The 21,754-nt window shown below is 56.3% G+C and carries 18 protein-coding genes and 2 tRNA genes; 7 read left to right on the top strand and 13 right to left on the bottom strand.

Going from position 1 to position 21,754, the window contains the following annotated elements:
- The first annotated feature begins 91 nt into the window (after window positions 1–91).
- Complete coding sequence (gene sodB, locus WFN75_RS05255) at window positions 92–673, top strand: superoxide dismutase [Fe] (RefSeq protein WP_336995723.1); 582 nt, start codon at window positions 92–94, stop codon at window positions 671–673.
- Between the two features lie 37 nt (window positions 674–710).
- On the opposite strand, the gene WFN75_RS05250 is transcribed toward sodB, so the two are convergent.
- Window positions 711–1,877, bottom strand: coding sequence for an MFS transporter (locus tag WFN75_RS05250; protein ID WP_040075923.1), 1,167 nt, complete (start codon window positions 1,875–1,877; stop codon window positions 711–713).
- A 162-nt stretch (window positions 1,878–2,039) separates the two neighbouring features.
- A complete protein-coding gene (gene cydH / locus WFN75_RS05245) occupies window positions 2,040–2,129 on the bottom strand; it encodes a cytochrome bd-I oxidase subunit CydH (protein ID WP_040075924.1) in 90 nt (29 codons plus the stop codon).
- 296 nt (window positions 2,130–2,425) lie between these two features.
- Between cydH and purR the strand changes: the two genes are divergently transcribed.
- Window positions 2,426–3,451 (top strand): HTH-type transcriptional repressor PurR, encoded by a 1,026-nt coding sequence (purR, locus tag WFN75_RS05240; RefSeq protein ID WP_040075925.1) that lies wholly within the window; start codon window positions 2,426–2,428, stop codon window positions 3,449–3,451.
- Here purR and punR read toward each other — a convergent pair.
- Window positions 3,448–4,380 (bottom strand): DNA-binding transcriptional activator PunR, encoded by a 933-nt coding sequence (punR, locus tag WFN75_RS05235; RefSeq protein WP_336995722.1) that lies wholly within the window; start codon window positions 4,378–4,380, stop codon window positions 3,448–3,450. The two genes, purR and punR, sit on opposite strands and share 4 nt — an antisense overlap.
- Window positions 4,381–4,495: 115 nt before the next feature.
- On the opposite strand from punR, the gene punC reads away from it, so the two are divergent.
- Together punC and cfa are read left to right on the top strand one after the other, a co-directional pair.
- On the top strand, window positions 4,496–5,692 hold the full coding sequence (punC, locus tag WFN75_RS05230) for a purine nucleoside transporter PunC (protein WP_336995721.1): 1,197 nt from the start codon (window positions 4,496–4,498) through the stop codon (window positions 5,690–5,692).
- A 296-nt stretch (window positions 5,693–5,988) separates the two neighbouring features.
- Window positions 5,989–7,137, top strand: a complete 1,149-nt coding sequence (gene cfa / locus WFN75_RS05225; protein WP_207293621.1) for a cyclopropane fatty acyl phospholipid synthase — start codon at window positions 5,989–5,991, stop codon at window positions 7,135–7,137.
- Between the two features lie 29 nt (window positions 7,138–7,166).
- On the opposite strand, the gene WFN75_RS05220 is transcribed toward cfa, so the two are convergent.
- A complete protein-coding gene (locus WFN75_RS05220) occupies window positions 7,167–7,808 on the bottom strand; it encodes a riboflavin synthase (protein ID WP_046885965.1) in 642 nt (213 codons plus the stop codon).
- 226 nt (window positions 7,809–8,034) lie between these two features.
- On the opposite strand from WFN75_RS05220, the gene mdtK reads away from it, so the two are divergent.
- The 3 genes from mdtK (at window position 8,035) to WFN75_RS05205 (ending at window position 9,723) form a co-directional block, all read left to right on the top strand.
- Window positions 8,035–9,408, top strand: a complete 1,374-nt coding sequence (gene mdtK, locus WFN75_RS05215; protein ID WP_286931648.1) for an MdtK family multidrug efflux MATE transporter — start codon at window positions 8,035–8,037, stop codon at window positions 9,406–9,408.
- Window positions 9,409–9,559: 151 nt separating this feature from the next.
- Window positions 9,560–9,636, top strand: a tRNA-Val gene (locus tag WFN75_RS05210).
- 10 nt (window positions 9,637–9,646) lie between these two features.
- Window positions 9,647–9,723 (top strand) — tRNA-Val (locus WFN75_RS05205).
- A 269-nt stretch (window positions 9,724–9,992) separates the two neighbouring features.
- Here the strand turns inward: WFN75_RS05205 and WFN75_RS05200 are convergent.
- Genes WFN75_RS05200 through WFN75_RS05160 form a run of 9 tightly spaced genes read right to left on the bottom strand, consistent with a single transcriptional unit; the run spans window position 9,993 to window position 21,610 of the window.
- Window positions 9,993–11,336 carry a VasL domain-containing protein gene (locus tag WFN75_RS05200; RefSeq protein WP_336995720.1) on the bottom strand — a complete coding sequence of 448 codons (1,344 nt, stop codon included), beginning with the start codon at window positions 11,334–11,336 and terminating at the stop codon, window positions 9,993–9,995.
- Between the two features lie 23 nt (window positions 11,337–11,359).
- A complete protein-coding gene (gene tssE / locus WFN75_RS05195; protein ID WP_336995719.1) occupies window positions 11,360–11,803 on the bottom strand; it encodes a type VI secretion system baseplate subunit TssE in 444 nt (147 codons plus the stop codon).
- Between the two features lies 1 nt (window position 11,804).
- Window positions 11,805–12,341, bottom strand: a complete 537-nt coding sequence (tssJ, locus tag WFN75_RS05190) for a type VI secretion system lipoprotein TssJ (protein WP_336995718.1) — start codon at window positions 12,339–12,341, stop codon at window positions 11,805–11,807.
- Complete coding sequence (gene tssG, locus WFN75_RS05185; protein WP_336996224.1) at window positions 12,322–13,377, bottom strand: type VI secretion system baseplate subunit TssG; 1,056 nt, start codon at window positions 13,375–13,377, stop codon at window positions 12,322–12,324. Before tssG ends, tssJ begins: the two co-directional genes overlap by 20 nt.
- Window positions 13,377–15,140 (bottom strand): type VI secretion system baseplate subunit TssF, encoded by a 1,764-nt coding sequence (gene tssF, locus WFN75_RS05180; protein WP_336995717.1) that lies wholly within the window; start codon window positions 15,138–15,140, stop codon window positions 13,377–13,379. The genes tssG and tssF overlap by 1 nt, the downstream gene beginning before the upstream one ends.
- Window positions 15,141–15,169: 29 nt before the next feature.
- Window positions 15,170–16,747 carry a type VI secretion system protein TssA gene (gene tssA, locus WFN75_RS05175; RefSeq protein ID WP_336995716.1) on the bottom strand — a complete coding sequence of 526 codons (1,578 nt, stop codon included), beginning with the start codon at window positions 16,745–16,747 and terminating at the stop codon, window positions 15,170–15,172.
- Window positions 16,747–20,169: an ImcF-related family protein gene (locus WFN75_RS05170; RefSeq protein ID WP_336995715.1), complete on the bottom strand. Its 3,423-nt coding sequence runs from the start codon at window positions 20,167–20,169 to the stop codon at window positions 16,747–16,749. The genes tssA and WFN75_RS05170 overlap by 1 nt, the downstream gene beginning before the upstream one ends.
- Window positions 20,148–21,350: a hypothetical protein gene (locus WFN75_RS05165; protein WP_336995714.1), complete on the bottom strand. Its 1,203-nt coding sequence runs from the start codon at window positions 21,348–21,350 to the stop codon at window positions 20,148–20,150. The genes WFN75_RS05170 and WFN75_RS05165 overlap by 22 nt, the downstream gene beginning before the upstream one ends.
- A gap of 2 nt (window positions 21,351–21,352) precedes the next feature.
- Complete coding sequence (locus tag WFN75_RS05160; protein WP_263616230.1) at window positions 21,353–21,610, bottom strand: PAAR domain-containing protein; 258 nt, start codon at window positions 21,608–21,610, stop codon at window positions 21,353–21,355.
- Window positions 21,611–21,754: the final 144 nt, after the last annotated feature.

Below are 21,754 nucleotides of genomic sequence, written 5' to 3'. Positions count from 1 at the left end.
TACAACGCTTTAACCCCACTCCGCTATTTGATACCCTAACCCTACACTCAATAGGGTTATTGGGTGCGCAACTATACTAAGGAGTGAAGCAATGTCGTTCGAATTACCTGCATTACCATACGAAAAAACGGCGCTGGAACCGCATATTTCGGCAGAAACCCTCGAATACCATTACGGTAAACATCATCAGACCTATGTCACGAACCTGAACAATCTCATTGCGGGTACGGCTTTCGAAGGCAAATCCCTGGAAGAGATTATTCGGACTTCCGAAGCGGGCGTTTTCAACAACGCAGCGCAGGTGTGGAACCACACTTTCTACTGGCACTGCCTGGCACCAAATGCGGGCGGAGAACCAACAGGTGAACTGGCACAGGCGATTGCTGCAAGCTTCGGTAGCTTTGCTGATTTCAAAGCAAAATTTACCGATGCGGCGGTGAAGAACTTTGGCGCAGGCTGGACCTGGCTTGTGAAAGAGGCAGACGGCAAACTGGCCATCGTTTCAACCTCAAACGCCGGCACGCCGCTGACCGCCAGCGCAACCCCGTTGATGACCGTGGACGTGTGGGAACATGCGTATTACATCGACTACCGTAACGCGCGCCCGAACTATCTGGAACATTTCTGGGCGCTGGTAAACTGGGACTTTGTGGCGAAGAATTTCGCTGCATAACGAAAACGCAGAAGGGTCACCCCTTCTGCGCTAGTATCTACTCCGCAACGCAGACCTGTTCAGGCTGACGACGACCCGACAGCAGCACCAGAAGCAAGCCAAAACCGGCTATCACCGCTCCCATCACTGGAACCACGCTGTAGCCCATTCCGCTGGAGATGACCGCACCACCCGCTGCCGCACCAAGCGCATTCCCGAGGTTAAACGCCCCGATATTCACCGAAGAGGACAATCCCGGCGCTTCGCTGGCGACCCGCATCACCCGCATCTGCAGTGGAGGCACCACGGCAAAGGTAGCGGCACCCCATACCACCATGCTGATGGCTGCACCGATTTCACTGCGCGCCAGCCACGGAATGGCAAGCATGATGACAATCAGCAGCAGTAAAAAGCCTTTCAGCGTGGCGGTGACCGAGCGATCCGCCAGCTTGCCGCCCAGATAGTTGCCAATGGAAAATCCGACGCCAATCAGCACCAGCATGGCGGTGACAAACGCGGGTGTCGCATGGGTAATATCGCGCAACACCGGTGAGATATAGGTATAAAGGGTAAACATTGCCCCGGCACCCAGCACGGTGGTTAACAGCGCAGAAAGCACTTGCGGACGCAGTAACACCGCCAGCTCTTTACGCACCTCCGGACGCTCACCCGCGCTCCCTTTCGGTAAAGAGAAGTAGAGCGCGGCCATCGCCACCATACCTAACCCGGCCGTGGCGAAGAAAGACATACGCCAGCCAATGGTTTCCCCCAGCCAGGTAGCTGCCGGAACGCCGCCGATATTGGCGATGGTGAGACCCATAAACATGGTCGCCACGGCGCTGGCCTGCTTATGTTTAGGTACCACACTGGCTGCGACCACCGAGCCGAGGCCGAAGAACGCCCCATGATTAAGGCTGGTCAGGATGCGCGAGAGCATCAGGGTGCTGTAATCCGGCGCTACGGCAGAGAGCACATTGCCGACGGTGAAAATTGCCATCAGGAAAATAAGTGCGTTGCGGCGTGCGCGGTGAGAGAGGAGAAGCGTCATCAACGGCGCCCCCACCATCACGCCGATGGCATACGCACTGATCAGCATCCCCGCCGCCGGGATAGAGACATCTACGCCACGGGCAATGACCGGGAGTAATCCCATGGGAGAGAATTCAGTCGTGCCAATCCCGAAGGCACCTATCGCCAGGGCCAGCAGGGGAAAATTGATTTTCATACGTCAACTCCAGAAACCGTGTCTTGATGCGACACAGAACAGTGAAGGCGAAAGCATGACATCAATCACAAAAAATGAGAAGTTAACAATTGCGCAAAAGATTTTTGCCAGAAGGGTAACAATCAGGAAAGGCAGGAGGGAGATGATACTCCCCCCAGTCACTCAGTGCAGAATCGCGGTAAAACTTGCCGCAACAATCAGACCCAGAACAATGATGGTGGTTGTCAGCGAAAACTTAAGATCGGTATTCATCAATTTTTCTCCTTATAATCCCCCCACGAAAAGTGAGCCTGCTCATTTTTACACAACTTACGCTAAAAATCTTGCAGGATTTAGTGCGATATCCGTTTTTGCTCTTCCCCTTTTGGTCAAGATCAGACAAAATTCCAGGCTTAATTTATTAGCGTACCGGCCATTGACCCCCTCCTGACGTCCTGTGTCGTTTTCCCGGCGTACCGCAATTCAGATTGCGCAATTAGGGTGAGAGAAGGCAATCGTTTACCTTTCGGTTTTTCAGGAGTTTAGGATATGGTCTGGAGTGACATCTAATGGCAACAATCAAAGACGTAGCGAAACGAGCAAACGTTTCCACTACAACCGTATCACATGTAATTAACAAAACGCGTTTTGTCGCTGAAGAGACGCGTAATGCCGTCTGGGCGGCGATCAAAGAGCTGCACTATTCACCGAGCGCGGTCGCTCGCAGCCTGAAAGTGAATCACACCAAATCTATCGGCTTGTTAGCAACCAGTAGCGAAGCGCCCTACTTTGCCGAGATTATCGAAGCCGTGGAGAAAAACTGCTTCCAGAAGGGCTATACCCTGATTCTTGGCAACGCGTGGAATAACCTGGAAAAGCAGCGGGCCTATTTATCGATGATGGCGCAAAAGCGTGTCGACGGTCTGCTGGTGATGTGTTCAGAGTACCCGGAACCCGTGCTGACGATGCTGGAAGAGTATCGCAATATCCCGATGGTGGTGATGGACTGGGGTGAAGCGAAAGCTGACTTTACCGACTCCGTTATCGATAACGCCTTCGAGGGGGGTTACATGGCGGGGCGTTATCTGATTGAACGCGGACACCGTGAAATCGGCGTTATCCCGGGCCCGCTGGAGCGTAATACCGGCGCCGGACGTCTGGCTGGTTTTATGAAAGCGATGGAAGAGGCGCTGATCACCGTGCCAGAAAACTGGATTGTGCAGGGCGATTTTGAGCCCGAGTCCGGCTATCGTGCCATGCAGCAGATCCTCTCCCAATCTCCGCGCCCGACCGCCGTGTTCTGCGGGGGAGATGTGATGGCGATGGGCGCGCTCTGCGCTGCAGACGAGATGGGACTGCGGGTGCCGCAAGACATTTCGTTGATCGGGTATGATAACGTGCGCAACGCGCGCTTCTTCACCCCGGCTCTGACCACCATCCATCAGCCTAAAGATTTCCTCGGTGAAACCGCGTTTAACATGCTGCTGGATCGCATCGTCAATAAGCGAGAAGAGTCGCAATCAATTGAAGTGCATCCCCGCCTTATTGAACGCCGCTCGGTGGCCGACGGCCCGTTCCGCGATTATCGCCGTTAATCCTCCTGCGGAGCCAGCGCGTCTGGCTCCCGCAACCACTCCCTGTTCATCGTTTCGCTATCCCCAAGATAATCCAGCAGCCAGGCCAGCGCAGGCGACATATCATTCTGTTGCCATGTCAGGCAGCAGGCCGCATCCGGGAAGGGATTCTCAAGCTGCAACATCACCCATTTGCCGGCATCGATCCAGGGGCGGGCAAAATGGGCGGGAACCATTCCCACGCAGAGCCCGGCAGAGAGGCAATCGGCAGAGGATGCCCAGTCCGGGGCAACGATTCGCCGCTGGTTATCCAGCAGCCAGGTAATGCGTTTGGGTAATGAGCGGGAGGTATCTTCCAGCACCAGCGAGGGCCAGCTGCGCAAGGTATCATCGCTGAGCGGCCCTGGCATCGCCGCCAGCGGATGGTGGCTTGCCACCACGCAGTACCAGCTGAGGGTTCCCATATCGCGAAACGCCCAGCGCCCACCCACGGGGATGGCCTGAGTCGCGCCGATCGCCATCTCTACCCGGCCATCGGCCAGCGCATCCCAGACGCCATTGAACACCTCCTGCGAGACGCGCAGCTCTACATCAGAAAAGTGGCGATAAAAATCGAGGATCATCTGGCGGGTGCGCTCGGGGCGGACGATATTATCCACGGCGATAGAGAGGTGCCCGCGCCAGCCGTTCGCAATCTGCTGGCACTGCTCGCGGGTGATCTGCATTTTTTTGATAACAGAGCGCCCTTCTTTCAAAAACCATGCCCCTGCGGGGGTCAGTTCCACGTCACGGTGGCGGCGCTGAAACAGCGGCACCGCCAGCCACTCCTCCAGCTGGCGCACCGTATAGCTGATGGCAGAAGGCACGCGATGCAGCTCTTGCGCTGCGCCGCTAAAGCTGCCGTTACGGGCTACCGCATCTACGACTTCAAGGGAATATTCTGACCACATTTTCTGCCTGCAAATTTTTTGAATGCAACCGCCAAATATTAGCGTTTCACAAGCGGTATTGCACTCTCTACACTCAGCGGCTGCCACACCTGCATACAAAATGGGGAATACCATCGTGACACCCGGGAAAGGATTTTTAGTCTGGCTTGGCGGCTTAAGCGTGCTGGGCTTTCTTGCAACCGATATGTACCTGCCCGCTTTTGCGGCGATGCAGGAAGATTTACAAACGCCAGCCGCTGCCATCAGCGCCAGCCTGAGCGTGTTCCTGGCCGGCTTCGCCTTTGCGCAGTTGCTCTGGGGGCCCCTCTCCGATCGCTTTGGTCGTAAACCAATCTTGCTGACCGGTTTAGCGATTTTCGCTGTCGGCTGCCTCGGCATGCTATGGGTGCGCGATGCGACCTGGCTGCTGGTATTACGATTCGTGCAGGCCGTGGGCGTATGTGCTGCGGCGGTCACCTGGCAGGCGCTGGTGACAGACTACTATCCGGCGTCCCGTACCAACCGTATATTTGCCACCATTATGCCGCTGGTTGGGCTCTCCCCTGCTCTCGCCCCGCTGCTGGGCAGCTGGCTACTGGCTCACTTTGACTGGCAAGCCATTTTTGCCGTCTTGTTCGCGATTACGCTGTTGTTGATGCTTCCGGCCTTCACCCTTAAACGCCGTAGCGTGCAGCATGTTAGCGCCGCCGCACCCGTTACCTTCACCACGCTCCTGCGCACCCGCGCGTATCGTGGCAACGTGCTGATTTATGCCGCCTGCTCCGCCAGCTTCTTCGCCTGGCTGACCGGATCGCCGTTTATTCTCAACGAAATGGGTTACAGCCCGGCCGTGATTGGCCTGAGTTATGTGCCGCAGACTATCGCCTTTCTGGTTGGCGGCTATGGTTGCCGCGCAGCCCTGCAAAAATGGCACGGGCATCAGATGCTGCCATGGCTGCTGGTGTTCTATGCCCTGAGCGTGGTTGCCACCTGGGGGGTCGGTTTTATCCCCGGCGCGAACCTCGTGGAGTTGCTGATCCCGTTCTGTCTGATGGCGGTGGCTAACGGCGCGATCTACCCGATTGTGGTAGCGCAGGCGTTGCGTCCCTTCCCACAGGCCACCGGGAGCGCGGCGGCGCTGCAAAATACATTGCAGCTGGGGCTCTGTTTCCTGGCAAGTCTGCTGGTCTCCTGGCTTATTGCGACACCGCTGCTGACGACCACCAGCGTGATGCTGGCCACCGTGGCGCTGTCGGGGCTGGGCTATCGGATGCAGTATGAAAAAGCATCAGAGCAGCACGAAACGCTGCAGACAGAATCCTCAGAAGCATAGTGCCGCCAGACATTATGTTAAAAATCAGTTATTAGCCTGCTAACAACTTTCTGTTGAAGGAGGCTTTTTTCAGGCCTATACTGAGTTCGCGGTCTAATAATAACGATACTTATTATGTAGTAACGGGAGCCGGAGCGCTCCCGTTTCACCATGGAAGGCCTTTCGGCAAGGGTCACCTCCCTTCCTCTGTTCTACGTCGGATACTAGCCTCGCGGGAAAGCCGTGAGATTTCTCACAAACCAAAAGAGCGTCTACGCTGTTTAAAGGTTCTGATCACAGCGAGTGATGGAGAAGCTATGAGTTCATCGTGTATAGAAGAAGTCACCATCCGGGACGACAACTGGTTCCGGATCGTCAATGAAATGCTAAGCCGCGCGGGCATCGCGATTAACGGCACGGCCCCCTCTGATATTCAGGTTAAACACCCGGACTTTTTCAAACGTGTCATGCGGGAAGGTTCGCTAGGTCTTGGCGAGAGTTATATGGACGGCTGGTGGGAGTGCGAACGGCTGGATATCTTTTTCACTCGCGTTCTCCGCGCCGGACTGGAAAATCAGTTACCCAGTCATCTGAAAGATACGCTGCGCATTGCCACTGCCCGCCTGCTCAACCTTCAAAGCAAAAAACGCGCCTGGATCGTCGGAAAGGAACATTACGACCTCGGAAACGATCTCTTCACCCGCATGCTTGACCCCTTTATGCAGTACTCCTGCGGTTACTGGAAAGAGGCAGACTCTCTTGAACAAGCCCAGCAGGATAAACTGCAGCTTATTTGCCAGAAATTGCAGCTGGAGCCCGGCATGAGGGTGCTGGATATCGGTTGCGGCTGGGGTGGGCTGGCCCAGTATATGGCGCAGCACTATGGCGTGAGCGTCGTCGGGGTGACTATCTCTGCCGAGCAGCAAAAAATGGCACAGACGCGGTGCGAGGGGCTGGATGTCACGATTTTACTGCAGGATTACCGTGAGCTGCGCGATCAGTTTGACCGCATCGTTTCGGTAGGGATGTTCGAGCACGTGGGGCCCAAGAACTACCGCACCTATTTTGAAGTGGTCGATCGTAACCTTAAACCTGACGGGTTATTTCTGCTGCATACCATCGGCTCGAAAAAAACGGACCTGAAGGTGGATCCCTGGATCAACAAATACATCTTTCCGAATGGCTGTTTACCCTCTGTACGCCAGATTGCTACTGCCAGCGAACCGCACTTCGTGATGGAAGACTGGCATAATTTCGGCGCAGATTACGATACCACGCTAATGGCATGGTATTCGCGTTTCCTCGCCAGCTGGCCGGAAATTGCAGACAACTATTCAGAACGATTTAAACGGATGTTCAGCTATTACCTGAATGCCTGCGCAGGGGCTTTTCGCGCGCGTGATATTCAGCTGTGGCAGGTGGTCTTTAGCCGCGGCGTTGAACACGGCCTGCGGGTCGCCCGTTAAAAAATACCCCGGCTTGCCGGGGTATTTTTTTATGCTTCATCAACAGCCTGTTTTATGGCTGCCTCTTTTGCCGCCAGGACGCGCTCTACGGTGTCAACCACCGCCTGGGTTTGCGGATCGATTTCAATATTGACACGATGGCCCAGTTTTTTATTCGCAAGCGTGGTGCGTTGCAAAGTTTCCGGGATTAAGTGCACGCAGAAGCGGGTTGGGGTCACTTCACCCACGGTCAGGCTAATACCATCTACGCCGATAAAGCCTTTATAGAGGATGTACTTCATCAGCGTCGGGTCTTGTACCTTGAACCAGATCTGACGATTGTTTTCAGAGGTAAGGATCTTAGAAATCTCGGCGGTAGTCATAATATGGCCAGACATCAGGTGGCCGCCAATCTCGTCGCTGAATTTCGCAGCGCGCTCGACGTTCACCCAGTCGCCTTCCACCAGCTCACCCAGGTTGGTAATGCGCAGCGTCTCTTTCATCAGGTCAAAGCTGATCAGATTGCCGTTGATCTCAGTTACCGTCAGGCAGCAACCGTTGTGTGCAACCGATGCCCCCGTCTCCAGCCCGTCGAGCATGGTGTCGGGCAGCGCCACGACGTGGGTACGGAAGTTCGGTTTTTCATCGATAGACACCAGTTTTGCGGTGCCCTGCACAATACCAGTAAACATGCGTACAACTCCTCCAGGATCGGTACGGTGATTCCACCGTTAATCGCATCACAATAACAGTTGGAAATAGAGGTTGCCAGCACCCTGCCCTATCTGACGTTTTTTTCACTAGATAAATGGCTAAACCCCGCTACAATAGCTGAAATTCCCTCTATTTCTTCTTCTTGCTGCCAGTTACGGCGGCTTTTTTAGTCTCTCAAATAACAACAATATCAAAGGTGTTCACGTGCAGAAGTACATGAGTGAAGCGCGTCAGTTATTAGCCCTGGCGATCCCGGTGATACTCGCGCAAATTGCCCAGACCTCGATGGGTTTTGTCGATACAGTGATGGCGGGAGGCTACAGCGCCACCGATATGGCCGCCGTCGCCATCGGCACCTCTATCTGGCTGCCGGCCATTTTATTTGGTCACGGCCTGCTATTGGCATTAACGCCGGTCATCGCTCAGTTAAATGGCTCCGGACGCCGGGACCGCATCGCGCATCAGGTACGTCAGGGGTTCTGGCTGGCGGGCTTTGTCTCGCTCTTGATCATGGTGGTGCTGTGGAACGCGGGGTATATCATTCATGCGATGCGCAATATCGACCCGGCCCTGGCAGATAAAGCGGTGGGCTATTTGCGGGCTCTGCTCTGGGGAACACCCGGCTATCTCTTCTTCCAGGTGGCTCGTAACCAGTGTGAAGGGCTGGCAAAAACCAAACCGGGCATGGTGATGGGCTTTATCGGATTGTTGGTGAACATTCCGGTGAACTACGTCTTTATTTATGGCCATTTTGGCATGCCTGAACTTGGCGGTGTGGGATGTGGCGTCGCCACCGCGGCGGTCTACTGGGTGATGTTCTTCAGCATGATTTCCTACGTGAAGCGTGCCCGTTCGATGCGTGATATTCGCCATGAAGTGCCGTTTAGCAAGCCGGATAAAGCCATCATGATTCGCCTGATACAACTGGGCCTGCCTATCGCACTGGCGCTCTTTTTCGAAGTGACGCTGTTCGCGGTTGTCGCCCTGCTGGTTTCGCCGCTCGGGATCGTGGACGTGGCTGGTCACCAGATTGCGCTCAACTTCAGTTCATTGATGTTCGTGATGCCGCTGTCGCTGGCCGCGGCGGTGACCATCCGTGTAGGTTTCCGTCTTGGTCAGGGCTCCACGCTGGAGGCGCAAACGGCGGCGAGAACCGGCATTGGCGTGGGCGTATGCATGGCGGTTTTCACCGCCCTTTTCACCGTTGCCCTGCGCGAGCAGATTGCCCTGCTTTATAACGATAATCCGGAGGTTATCACCCTGGCCTCACATCTGATGCTGCTGGCAGCGATTTATCAGATCTCGGACTCTATTCAGGTGATAGGCAGCGGTGTGCTGCGGGGTTATAAAGATACGCGTTCTATTTTCTTTATTACCTTTATTGCCTACTGGGTTTTGGGCTTGCCGACCGGCTACATTCTCGCCCTCACCGATCTGGTGGTGGATCGGATGGGGCCTGCCGGATTCTGGATGGGCTTTATCATTGGATTAACCTCGGCGGCCATTATGATGATGCTACGAATGCGTCACCTGCAGCGCCAACCGTCCCAGGTGATTTTACAGCGCGCCGCCCGCTAATTGCACAGTAGCCGCCTGCGGGCGGCTACTTTCTCTTCATTTTGCGCGGGAATGAAGCAATCGCGTGAAATCCGAAAGAAATTTGCAGTTTACCTCTTGCCACCTCCCGCCTCTGCCGCTAATATTCGACCCCGTTGTCACACACAACAATGCGTTCATAGCTCAGTTGGTTAGAGCACCACCTTGACATGGTGGGGGTCGTTGGTTCGAGTCCAATTGAACGCACCATCTCTTCAGTGCGTCCGTAGCTCAGTTGGTTAGAGCACCACCTTGACATGGTGGGGGTCGGTGGTTCGAGTCCACTCGGACGCACCATTCTGTTTTATCTCGTTCATTCCCAGCTTTTTACCTTAAACCTTGTGATGTCTTTAGCTCATCCTGTAGCGACGGGTTAACGCGCTCTCCCCTGCCCGGTTTGCTGATTAGCTAACCCCCAACGGTTGCGACGACAATCTTGCCTCCGCCAATGCGTTGTCACACTCAGGCCAGACGGTCAATGGTGTCGAAAAAACAGGCCTCCGTCATGATCACATTCTCACATTCGCTCTCTGGCTGACACATTCATCCCCTGTGCTGAACGGCTATTATGGCTTTGCCTGTTTCAGCAGGCCGTAACGAGCATTAAGTTGTTGCAGATGCTGCTCCGTCAGGCTCTGCTGCGCCGCAGGCCACGGTTCGCCTTCGGGTAAGACAGAGAGCTGGCGCAGCTGTTCTTCTGCCGGAATGGCGCGGTTAAACGACTGCATAATGGCAAACACCTGCGTTTTGAGTTCGCTGACGGTCATATACTTGCCGCGCTTTTCATCCAGCGCATTGAGCTGGTTCGCCAGGTTCTGTAGACCCGTCATCCCCTGATACCAGCCGTTCAGGCCGGACGTGGGTAACGCCTGTGCCGCAACCTGCTGCTGCCACTGCGTCGCCAGCGGTTTTGCCTGCTCAGGCCACAGCGTCAGCGCCTGCTGCACCAGCTGTCGGCTATAGCTGAAGGCCCAGTCCGGCTCTAATTGCCCCAGCCTTGCTAATTGCTGCTTCGTCTGGCTAATCCCCCTTTCCGGCGACAGCAAACTCTGCGGCAACGTCTTCAACTGCGCCGGAGCGAGCGCGACGGGCAAGGGTGCCAGCGAGGCGGCAAGCTGCGCCTGTAGAGGATCCGGCTGGTGCATCGCCTGCCATTCGCCTACGGTGCCGCCTGCCATGACCAGCATGGTCAGCATTCCGGCGATAAATGGCTTCCACCTCTTTGCGGCTTGTGAGGGGGCGCGCACATACTCGATATGAGGTTGCGGCTCCGGCTGTACGACGTAGACCCTTTTCACAGGATCTGTTGGTTTACTGTCGCGAGCGGGGGGCTCTACGTCACCCGGCTCGGCAACAGGAGAGGGGTAAACCGCCCCGGTCGCACCGTCGCTCTTTTCCAGCCGTATCACCGCGTTATGCAGTAACGTGCGCAGCGCAGTCAGATGACCGCCATGATTTAATTCCCGGCGCTGCAATACCTCTTCCAGCGCTTTCAGATGCGCTTCGACCTGGTACATTTGACTGAGGTCGGTGTATGTCAGGGTCAGGGTGCGCATCCCCTGTTGAAGTCGTTTACTGAGCGTGCTGAGGACTTCCACTCGCGCATTAGCAGGATGCGGCCAGAAGTGCTCCCACTGCCAGGAGACCAGCGCCATCAGAACCGTTAACCCCTCGTTCATGCCGGACAACCCGGCATTATGCGTACGGGCAAGCGTATACCAGGCGGCGGTCTGCAACTCGACACCATTATGCTCAAACAGCGAAAGGCAGCGTTTCTCGATATAAATCCAGTCGACATCCGGGCGCGCCGGATGGGTCAGTTTGTTGATTTCATCGCGCAGGGCAACATAATCCGCAAGCGTGCGCGGATCGCCACCGGTTTTGAGGTGGCGTTCAGGAAAGGTTGGCATAGTCATTTCCGACAGAAAGAGCGCTAAATTGCGGCGCGAGTGTCCAGGTACTGCTGCTGTTTAAGATGGCGGATTAAGACCCTGCCTTCCGGCATAAACTCGGTACCGTAGCGCACCAGTCCAATGCCCTTTAGTTCCGCATCAATGGCGTAGCGCAGCTCGCCAGGCTGCCTCTGATCCAGCATCACTACGGTGATTTTGCTCAGGCGCGGCTCGTATTTCAGCAGCACGGCGGAGAGCGTCGCGATCAACTGGTGCGCGGTGCCGGGCATCCCCTGGAGGATTCTGGTCATATCAGGCAGGCCGTAGTCCGGCAGATGTGCCAGCGTCCCGGCGCGGCAGTTGAGAATGCGCTGCATGTTGTCCAGCACCGACAGGATGAGCTGATTCTCCTCGCTGACGCTGTTCAGGCCGAGGCCGCCGGCGAAGTTGCCGAAAAGCATTTCATACAGAGACGGACGTGGCATTTCACTCCTCCTTAAGCGGTTGCAGGGTCAGGCGATTATTGCTGGCTTCAATAATGCGGGGTTTATCCGGGTCGAGGTCGTCACGGCTGAGGACCAGACGCCATGTATCGTTCGCCTGGTCCGGCGACATAAACATCCCCGCCACCGCGACAAACTGTGCCGCCTCTTCCAGCGGCATGTCCAGCGTCATGGATTCTCCCGGACGAAGACGGATATCTTTTTCGGCTACCAGGTCCGCTTTAATGGCCTGGCTGTCATCGGCAAACAGCGACGGATAATCGGTGCTGTCGAAAGCCTTGCGGTCTTTCAGCTGGTAAATGCGTACGACCGTCGCCAGCGACGCCCCTTTCGCGTTGTTATTTACCCCCGAGCGCGCCTGAATATCCAGATGCAGGGTTTTAACCTGTTGGTAAAAAATGGAGCGGGTCATGGCGACCGTCCCGTCTTTTACCGTTTGCGTCAGCCCGCAGCCGGTTAAGGCCGTGGCGAGTGTTAATGCCAGCAGCGTCGCGGTGGTGTTACCAGCGGTAATCGCCATCTTCATCGCTCTCCCTTCGGTGAATATTTTCCTGAACACGCTGATAACGGCCCAGATGAATGGTGATAACGTCATTATTGTTTTGCTGCGCATTCAGTGGCCGCAGTACCGCCGTCCGTCCGATCTGGCCCCCCTGGACGTCATTGCACGCCAGCCGGGCATCCGGCAGCAGATGCCGCGCCACGCACAGCTGCATCCGCACGTCCAGATGCGATCCCAGATAGACATGCAGCAGCGCCATCAGATCGCCGTGCAGCTCCCCGCCGGGTAGCCAGCCGCGCACCTCTTCGGGATTATCTGAGGTCAACTGCAACAGCACCTGACCATTCACGTCCGTTCCGTGCGTGCCCATGACAGGGCGAATCCGCAGGCCAATCGGCCGCTGCGTACTCATGGTGAGCGGATGCTTCAGCTCGATGCGGCAACGGTCGTGGGGATACACCGTCGCACGGGTATCCGGTGCCAGGAGTTGAACCAGCGCAGCGATCCCCTCCGCCGTGCGCCCCGGTAGCAACATGACCGGCAGCAGCGCCAGAAAGCGCGACAGCGGCGTGGCGGTATTGTTCGCACAACCGGGTATCCCCAGCCCCGCCAGCCCCAGCAGATACTGCGAGGTATTGTCCGTGCCGCCCGCCTCAAAGGTCGCCGGATAAGAGTACTTCCGCCAGATACGGTAATACTGGGCGATCAGCCGATGATTGAAGATATCGAGAAAATCGCGTGTGGCTTCAACTCCCTCCCGCCGCTGGGCGATATCGTCGATATAGTGCGTCGGCAGCGGCGATTCGACGCCGTACAGGCCCATAAAGGTGATATTGACCGATGGCGGCAGATGCGTATGTTCCGGTTCCGGCTCCGTCAGCCCCCTGATTTCACTGGCCGGGAACCCCATTCCCGGATGCGGGCGGAAACGGACAGGCTCCTGACGTAGCTGCCAGTCGCTGCCGGGCACCGGCGCATCCGGCTGACTCTGTTCAAGCAACCGGCAGAAGCGGTAAAAATTCATGTACGGCAGTTGAGGCCGTACCCTTTCCATCATCCGGGCAGGCGCGGACTGTGATTCTCTTTCCACCGGATACACTTCCCTTCAGGCTGAACAATCAGCGTGAGCTGGTTAAACTGGTTCATGTCGGCGTACAGGGCGAAAAAGCGGTTGAGCATTTCACCAAACAGGTGGATGTCGCCTTCACCCGTAAAGCCGTTGCTGTCGAGCGTCACTTCCACGTCCAGACCCCGCAGCAGAAACCCCTCTTCGAAACGCTGAATACGGTGGTGCCTGACGTCCAGAATGGCGTCCAGGCGACGGTTGTTTAACTCATCGTCCCGCCAGTTATAGAGAGACAGCGTGCCGCGCAGCACATCCGCGCTGCTCATCATATTCAGAAAGCGGGTGCCCAGATGGCTCATCACCCGCCAGTGGAAACGATCTTCCGCAGGAGGGTAGGCCGGGAGCGTCGGCTTACACAGGTTGCGCACGATTAGCGGCGTTTCGGAGACCTGTTCACAGCGGTCAAGCAGCGTGCTTTGCAGTGCCCGGCGCGGCAGCTGGCCGTTGGTGCCGGTGATACGCAACGACACGGTTTCCCGGGCTATTTCCCGGTCAGCCTCCCACTGCTGGCCGCCGAGGATCAGCCAGGTATCGTGCATGCCGTTCACGCCCCGCTTCACGCGAGTGTGGAAATAGCGTTCCGGCGCGTGGCGGCGCATCATCCCGCCCTGATGACGGAAGCTGGTGAACGGCACATAGCGCGCATCCCCGGTACGCCCGGAGCCGGTAACGCTGTCAACGGAGTAAATCTCGGTGTGCCCGTCCTGCAGGCGCTTCGGACGCAGCAGGTACTCGCTTTCCAGCCCGCTGATGGTCAGCGGATCGGCCTCAAGCGTGAACAGGTTGATCACCGGCACGCAGTGCAGGCGCAGGGCGTCGCGGGTCATCGGCAAATCGCTCTGCCAGACCTGGCTGAACACCACTTCGATATCAACATGTTCTGTCCCCGACGGCAGTGTGATGTTTTCCAGGCCGTTAAGGTGCACGAACATAAATTTTTCACGGAACGTGAAATACTCCAGCAGCAGCTGATACCCGCTAAACGCACTGCCCGCTTTGGGCCACAGGCCGTCTTCATCGCCAAAGCCGCCTGGCGAGAAGTAACCGTCGAACGCGATGCGATCCGTCTGCCCCGGCAAACGCAGGTAAAGGCTGGCCTGGCGTTTGGTCAGCCACAGGTGCAGGGCGCTGCCCGTCACGACCTCTTCCCCGAGATACAACGGCAGTCGGCGCAGATCGACCTGCGACCAGTCGGCCTGGCCGCTGCAAGTGAAGCGTAACCGCAGGACTGAACGTCCGTCCGGCTCTGTGGTCATCACCACGTCTGACACCACCAGCGGGTTGAGCACCAGATCACGGGTGGTGCGGTAGCGGCAAACGGTATTTTTCTGCCCCACCGGGCGGGATGAGATTTCCAGCCCGGCGGGAATGACTTCGCTCATCTTCATCGCCGTAACGTCCGGGCTGAACGCCACAATCGACAGCGACGGAATGGTGCGCATGTAGTGTGGCCACAGCATGCTGACCAGCCCTTCCGTCAGCTCCGGCAGGTCGTCATCAATTTTCTCGCGCAGACGGCCCATCGAGAAGGCAAAGCCTTCAAACAGGCGCTCGACGTACGGGTCTGGCGTACCGGCCTTATCAAGATCCAGCATCGCCGCCCGGTCCGGGTGGGTTTGCGCGAACTCCTTTGCCGCCTCGCGCAGGTAGCGCATTTCGGCGTCAAAATAACGCAGGGTTAAATCTTCCATTTATTTTCTCAGCGTCCAGAGTGTGTTCGTCAGCCGCACAGTACTGCGGCTTTTACCGGATCAATTGCAACCAGCCCTGCCAGCAGCAACTCCATTTCCGGATTCAGACGAGCCTTATCCGCCTCGCTACGTCCTGCTTTCATGCGCAGCAGTTTCAGGCGGCGGGCTTTTACTTCAAACAGCAACCCGGGTTCCCACTGCGTGAGCGTGACGGTTGTCGCCCCGCCGTCCAGCTCACCCAAAAGGTGCAGCGCCAGCTCATTTTTGCCCGTCTGCTCGGCGACTCTCGCCATCAACAGATGCAGCAGCCAGCGGTTGCGCCTTGAGGTGATGCCAGGGCGATTTTGCAGCCACGCCAGCGCAGCCTCCGTCCCTTCGCTATCGGCAAGGGCTAAGGCTTCTGTCTCAAGCTGCAGAATGTCCTCATCATCGACTGCGGGAGAAGCCCCGAGCGTGTGTGTCTCACACCAGCCTGTCGTGCTCTCCTGCACCTGCTGTTGGATCCAGCTAAGCGTTACTTCGTCGGCAAAGGGCGTACCGTCGTTAAATGCCAGCGTCTCCAGTCCCGTCAGACGTGAGAGAAACCCTTTCAGGTCAGCCTGGATAATGGCCGCCTCGTGTTCATGGCCTGATTTGACCAGCGCCTGATGCAGATACCACTGCACATCCAGCCACAGATGGTTGGCCCCGCGTGACAGCAGGCTGTCCGCCTCCTCCATCAGCTCCCGCCAGCTCTGCTGCAGATACAGGCGTTTCAGAAGCGCCCGCTGGTCAGGTTTCGGCGGCTCAATGCGGGTTCTGCCGTCCGCCAGGAGAGGCGGTAGCTGGTGAAGCGTATCGTGGCGAAGGTTTTTTATTAAGCGGTGGGCGGACAGCCAGCCTTCCGGCTGGTTTCTCAGGTAATTAGCCAGCACCCGCGCCTGCGCCAGCAGCTCCTGCCCTGACGAGATACCGCCCAGCAGGGGCACGTTCGCGTCCGTCATGGTTGTATGACCGGTATCGCTAACGTTTTGCGGCACAACGGCCTCCGGGCCGCCGGATTTTTGCAAACGCGTTTCCAGCGCGGTGTAAAGCCCGGCCGGTAAAACGATTTCTCCTGCCTGCTCCAGCAGTAACAGCGCGCCGGCAATACGCAGGGTATCGGCATTGTTGACTTCCGGGTAACGTGCGAGGCTGTCGAGCATTCTGACGCTGGCAAGCCATTCGAACGCCCCCAGGCGACTGCGCTCGCGCTGCGGATGCAGTTGTACGCCATAACGCAGTACTAATGCTGCCATCAGCTCAAGACCGTCTGCCAGGCCCGCCTCACCATCGCGATGCAGGCGCGCCCAGGCGTAATAAGAGACCACACGAATATCTTTGGTTGTGGTGGTCAGCAGTTTTTCGGCAAGCTGACAGACCCGATCCGTGTCTGAGCCGGAGAGTTTGTTTACCTCCTCCCGCATCTGCTGAAAATCATCATCGTAGCCCGGGTCTTCCCCGACTGGATTTTCAGCTGATACCGGTTGCAGCCAGTTTTCCCATAGCGACAGACGCTGTTGCGTCCGCGCAGCCACGTCATCCGCATTGGCCTGGCAGGCGCTAATCAATGTCTCAACCGTCGCCATCAGAATCTTTCCTCACTATTGCCTTCGTCCTCTGTCGGGTACGCCGCAACAGATGCGTTGACGTTGAATATGGCCTCCGGCAGGCTAAAGTTACGTAACTTCAACAGTGCCAACGGCCCTTCTCCCGCTTCGGTGCGCAGGGTATAGTTCAGCGGTCTGCCGTCCTGTGCCCGCCAGCTCAGACTCCAGCTACTGCCCGTACCCGGGTAGGCGCTGACCGTGGCCTTGTCCAGCAGCCGTATCCAGCCCCATGCGCCGGACATATCGGCGTACTGCCGCGTTCCTGCCTGGGTACTGATCCAGCTCAGGGCAGCGCCCGGGGCTTCCGTATCCGCAGGCCAGGTGAATCGCTTCCAGGTGGGCATCTGGTTCATATAACTCAGCTTTTGGCTATCAATCACCAGCGTGGTTTGCATAACGCCATCAGCCGTGCCGGGGCGGATCTCAAAAGAAAGCCCGGCCTCGCCGTTGGTAAACACCACATCGGAGAGGTGGCTCAGGGTATCGACCGCGCGAATGAAGGCCGGATTAAAGGTTAACCCCTGAGCGTTTATGCTGTCCGGCACCCAGTGCCTTCCTTCTTTATGCAGTACGCCATTTAGCCGGGTCTGCAGAAACTGCGTAATGCGTCCGGAATCGGCATTGAGGTATTTCGCCAGTAGCGGCAGGGATACCTCGCTGCTGACATCCTTAAACGGATACCTGCCGCCAAACGCCGTGTTCCAGTCCGCGACCACCGCGCTTTGCCACTGGGCATTGAGGCTTTCCGCTGCCGGGGTCAGCACCTGCTGCCAGGCCTGTTCCATGGGGCGAACGAATACCGTCTGCCCGAAGCCGCTCCACTCCTGGCCCAATCCCGCCGCCACCAGGCTGCCGTAATCCCGGGTTTCGGTTAAATCCACCGCCTTTCCCTGGAACACCGTCTGAGCCAGCGCCTGGGTCATCGCCTGCGGATCGGTGGCATTGGTCACCTGCTGTAGGCGCAGGCGCACCTGAGTCACGCGAGTCAGGAAGGTTTGCAGGCTGAGGTCCGCATTGCCCGTCCCTTTCGTCTGGCTGCCCATCAGCGCCAGTACCGGCCCAAAGGTTGCATCGAGCGGGCCATGTGCACCGACTTGCTGGTCGATGGCGGGTTGCTCATCGCGGTTAAACAGATTTTTCGCCGATTTGACCAGCGAATCGGATATTGCCTCTCCGGACTGCCCGGTGCGTCCCTGTACGCTCAGGGTGTTCATCAGGGCTACCAGCGGCGACTGACGCACATCGGCCATCAGGGTCAACTGGTCAATAGCGTCCGACAGCGTGGCTGCCGGCTGAAGCCGCAGGCTATTAAGGAAGTCGAGCCAGACGCCGCCAAAATCAGCAAAGTAGCGTTCCGTCAGGCGCGCTTTCAGCGCGTCCGGGGAGGCCTGCTGTGTGGCTGGCTGTTTAGTGTCGCTCAGTACCCAGTCCATTTCATCGCGACGCTCCCTGACGACCTTTTTAATGGCGGGCTGCACCGCCTGCTCCCACGCCTGCCGGGTGAACATCCCCGGCACCACTTCACTGGTCGTGAACAGGCGTGACGCATCCGTATCGCCGGTCATGTCCGACAGGCGCATGTCTGCATACTGGTTTGCCACCTGCGCGAGCATCTTCTGGTACAGCGTGGATTCGCTATTACGCATCCCCATCTGGTGGATCAGCAGCGTCCGTGCCTGGCTAATCAGCCCTTCATCAGGATGCAATCGCCACTGCGGATGGGTCACCAGATTGGCGCCGTAGAACCGAAGCAGCGATGTGCCGCTTCCCTGCCAGATGCCGTCTTTCACACCCGAACGCTGCGACCAGTCCTGCATCAGCAGGCCGGAAAACCAGGCGGCGTCCATTCGCTCCGGTCGGGCCAGCATCAGGTACAGTTTCAACTGGTCGTAAGCGGTTTTGGTCATCTTCTCGCGTAGAGGGCTGTCCGGCGGAAGCTGCACGAAGGCGCTCAGCTGTTTCTGAAGATGGGTAGCCGCCGCATCGCGCAGCAGCGGTATCGCATTTTCGCCGTAGCGCGGCAGCAAGGCCGCCAGCAGATCATCATTCTGGCTAAGGCCGCCGCGGGCGTACCACGGCGCACCGTGTTCCGCGCGATACTGAAGGCGGGAAAGGGTTTTCTGCAGTTCCGAAAGCGCCTGCAGACGCGCAGCCAGCGGCTGATTGTCTGCGGAGGCCTGATGAACTTGCTCCTGTGCGGACGCTACCAGACTGCGGTTGGCGGTGAAGGAGACCATCATCGAAATGCCCCATCCCACCATCAATACCACGACCGCACCCAGGAGTATTTTTGGGGCGCTGATGCCGGGCTTACGCGGGCACAGGCCCGCCGGGAGCGACTGCACCGAATCAGTAATAATGTCCCAGCGGTTATCCTTACCCCAGTGGTGTTTCACGCTGCGCGCGGCTTCCGCTGACGGCGGACTGAACACCACGCCTGCCAGCGGGAGTGGACGGTACGGATTGAGCAGAATCGACAGCGGCCCTGCCACCGTTTCCGGCATGCGTGAGAGCTGGTCGGCCAGATTCAACAGGAAATTATGCTGGACCTTCGTGCATATCTGCTGAATACCCTGTGCGATAAGAGCAGGCGTCAGGGTGGCAAGCTGATTGCTTAGCCCTTCCGGGCGACTGCCAGATGGCAGCAGAAAACCAACGGGCTGGGTGATCCGATCGGCCTGCTGCCCGGCGCGGGTATGCAGGGACCAGACGTACAGCGGCAGTTGCCAGCCCAGGGAAGCATAACGCGCACTGAGCGATGCGGCGAGGCTGTCCATCGCATCTGGCGAGAGTGCCGGCGCGTCGTTTTCTGCCTGTCGTTCCAGTTGTGACGTGACCCACACGATGCCATCAACCGGGCGGCGGCGCAGTTTACGCAGTGCTGCCAGCCAGTCGGAGTCTGACGGGGTCTTCAGGTCACCGCCCCACAAAAGCAGCGTGCCTTGATCTTCCTGCCAATGTTGGCCGGTCAGACCTGGTGTCAATTGTTCAACCTCGTCCACTGTCCCCGTGACCAGCAGTATACGAATCTTTTTTCCACCATTACTCCGAGAAAACTCACAAAGATTTAGGCGAATCTGGTTTATCTTGTCCTGATATTGATTTTTATATTTAGTATTTTCAGAAAGCTCAGATTTTTTATCCGTCAGCGCTTTAAATTTCTCAGAAAAATTCAAAGCGACTAGCCAGTTCCACAGACGTACAAACAGTTCATCCAGCAGAAGAATAAGCTGACAAAATGCGACAACGATCAATGATGCCATCAATTTATTAACCAAAGAACCAGGCTGAACAATGGGATTATCAACCCATATCAATACGGCGCCCAATAGCATAATGACGGCAACAATTAACCATGTGCTAATCCGTTTTTTCTTTATCACACTATTTCCCTTAAACATTCAGCCCGCCGTACAATAGCCTGATGAACCGTTTTATTCTCTGCCATTATCCATTGCGGTTTACCTGATGTGACAGCATGCTCGCAGGCGCAGATTAAAGTAATATTCCCTGTTGCGACGCCAGGGTGGCCAAAAAGATCATCCAGTACATAACTTTCTCCCTGCTCCGGTGAATATCCTGCCTTTTCTGCCAGTTGAATAAGCTGCGTCAACGCCTCTTTACTTATCTGAGTTCGCCATAGCGTATGAGATTCGCCAGGCTGTAACTCACCCCAAAGCAACATATTTTCAACAGAGTGCATTTCTTCCGTCGCTACGACAGGACGATGAATGAATACCTCAGGAACAACATCATGCTGTTCTAACCATTCGGGTGTAGCAAGTAAGAGCGCCGAAACAGACTCCGCCTGATGCTGTCGGGGCTCCAGAAAAAGATTGATTTCCACCGAGAGCATCAGTGTAGCCACACGAGTATCAAGCCAGGGATCCATCCACATTAAACCATCATCTTCAGTACCAACTACCAATTCATTGACAGGGTAGGTTGCCGGGAAAATCTCCTGCCATATCGCACCAACCTGAATATTATCCAACGAACCATCGTGCTGGAGACGGACAGACAACCCCCCAGGCGCTGCTTGTAGATCAGGCTCCAGCATATGAAACAATTCGGCTAAATAGTTGCGCAGATTCGCCTTATAGTCTCTTTCCGAGATAATGAATTTTATCGGGGAAAGGCTGGCGAAGAGCAGAGAATGCTGCAACGATGCAAAGTAGCGTGACTGTAACTGACTACCATTAGCTAATAAGGCTGCTGTCAATTTGTTACGAGCATTTGGGGTGATATAGGCTTTGCCGAGCAGCCCTATCGGACGCTGTCCGGTAGTCATGTGCCTGTCATATTGCACCTGATGAAGATGATTCCAGTGACGCACCTTATCTCGTGCATTTTCATACGCACGTAACCGTAGAGCATAGCAAAGAACCCCAGCAGACAATGGGATTGCAAGTGTACAAAGCCAGAACCATAAAGTGTGTGTAGACATCCCGGTCGGCCACAAGTAGAGCGAAAGCGCCATACCGAGTACAGTTAATAATACAATAATAATAAGCCAACGAAGTAAATTCGGTGCTCCAGGCACGGCGATTTTTTCCGGTATTTTTTGAAATTCAACAGGCATCGTTAACGCTTTCCGGCATTGGGAAGGGATGTGATCAGATAGCAACCACACCCACAACGTTGATTATGAAGAGCAATTGGCTTTCCTAAGATTTTGGAGCCGTCATCACCTCCGGCAATTGTGGTTTTTCCATGAACAGGACATATCACTTTATCGCCGAGGCAGGAAACCTCTTTACCCATGAATCTTACGCCAGAACTGCCCTGAATAACTTTCCCGCCGCTTGATGTAGTATCTCCAATGCGAATAACACCAATCATCGTTCATTTTCCTTAAAACAAATAAATTGCCAGACCTGATAGCATCAATAGAATAATAAAACCTCAGAGAGACTTAATACCGTATCTGCTCGGCATACTTAGCTTTAAATTCCATCGAGCGTTGATAATGATATCGAAAACCGT

This window comes from Leclercia sp. UBA7405 (assembly GCF_037152215.1).
In the GTDB taxonomy this organism is placed as follows: domain Bacteria; phylum Pseudomonadota; class Gammaproteobacteria; order Enterobacterales; family Enterobacteriaceae; genus Enterobacter; species Enterobacter pneumoniae.
The sequence above is the reverse complement of the archived record's forward strand: the minus strand, read 5'-3'. Positions and strand labels throughout refer to the sequence as shown.

Excerpts from the sequence above, each read along its gene's own strand:
- tssE (WP_336995719.1), bottom strand. The coding sequence starts at position 11,803 with ATGCCACGTCCGTCTCTGTATGAAATGCTTTTCGGCAACTTCGCCGGC.
- WFN75_RS05165 (WP_336995714.1), bottom strand. The coding sequence starts at position 21,350 with ATGCCTGTTGAATTTCAAAAAATACCGGAAAAAATCGCCGTGCCTGGA.
- WFN75_RS05220 (WP_046885965.1), bottom strand. The coding sequence starts at position 7,808 with ATGTTTACTGGTATTGTGCAGGGCACCGCAAAACTGGTGTCTATCGAT.
- punR (WP_336995722.1), bottom strand. The coding sequence starts at position 4,380 with ATGTGGTCAGAATATTCCCTTGAAGTCGTAGATGCGGTAGCCCGTAAC.
- tssA (WP_336995716.1), bottom strand. The coding sequence starts at position 16,747 with ATGGCGACGGTTGAGACATTGATTAGCGCCTGCCAGGCCAATGCGGAT.
- WFN75_RS05250 (WP_040075923.1), bottom strand. The coding sequence starts at position 1,877 with ATGAAAATCAATTTTCCCCTGCTGGCCCTGGCGATAGGTGCCTTCGGG.
- sodB (WP_336995723.1), top strand. The coding sequence starts at position 92 with ATGTCGTTCGAATTACCTGCATTACCATACGAAAAAACGGCGCTGGAA.
- tssF (WP_336995717.1), bottom strand. The coding sequence starts at position 15,140 with ATGGAAGATTTAACCCTGCGTTATTTTGACGCCGAAATGCGCTACCTG.
- tssJ (WP_336995718.1), bottom strand. The coding sequence starts at position 12,341 with ATGGCGATTACCGCTGGTAACACCACCGCGACGCTGCTGGCATTAACA.
- tssG (WP_336996224.1), bottom strand. The coding sequence starts at position 13,377 with ATGGAAAGGGTACGGCCTCAACTGCCGTACATGAATTTTTACCGCTTC.
- WFN75_RS05200 (WP_336995720.1), bottom strand. The coding sequence starts at position 11,336 with ATGCCAACCTTTCCTGAACGCCACCTCAAAACCGGTGGCGATCCGCGC.
- purR (WP_040075925.1), top strand. The coding sequence starts at position 2,426 with ATGGCAACAATCAAAGACGTAGCGAAACGAGCAAACGTTTCCACTACA.
- WFN75_RS05160 (WP_263616230.1), bottom strand. The coding sequence starts at position 21,610 with ATGATTGGTGTTATTCGCATTGGAGATACTACATCAAGCGGCGGGAAA.
- cydH (WP_040075924.1), bottom strand. The coding sequence starts at position 2,129 with ATGAATACCGATCTTAAGTTTTCGCTGACAACCACCATCATTGTTCTG.
- WFN75_RS05170 (WP_336995715.1), bottom strand. The coding sequence starts at position 20,169 with ATGTTTAAGGGAAATAGTGTGATAAAGAAAAAACGGATTAGCACATGG.
- cfa (WP_207293621.1), top strand. The coding sequence starts at position 5,989 with ATGAGTTCATCGTGTATAGAAGAAGTCACCATCCGGGACGACAACTGG.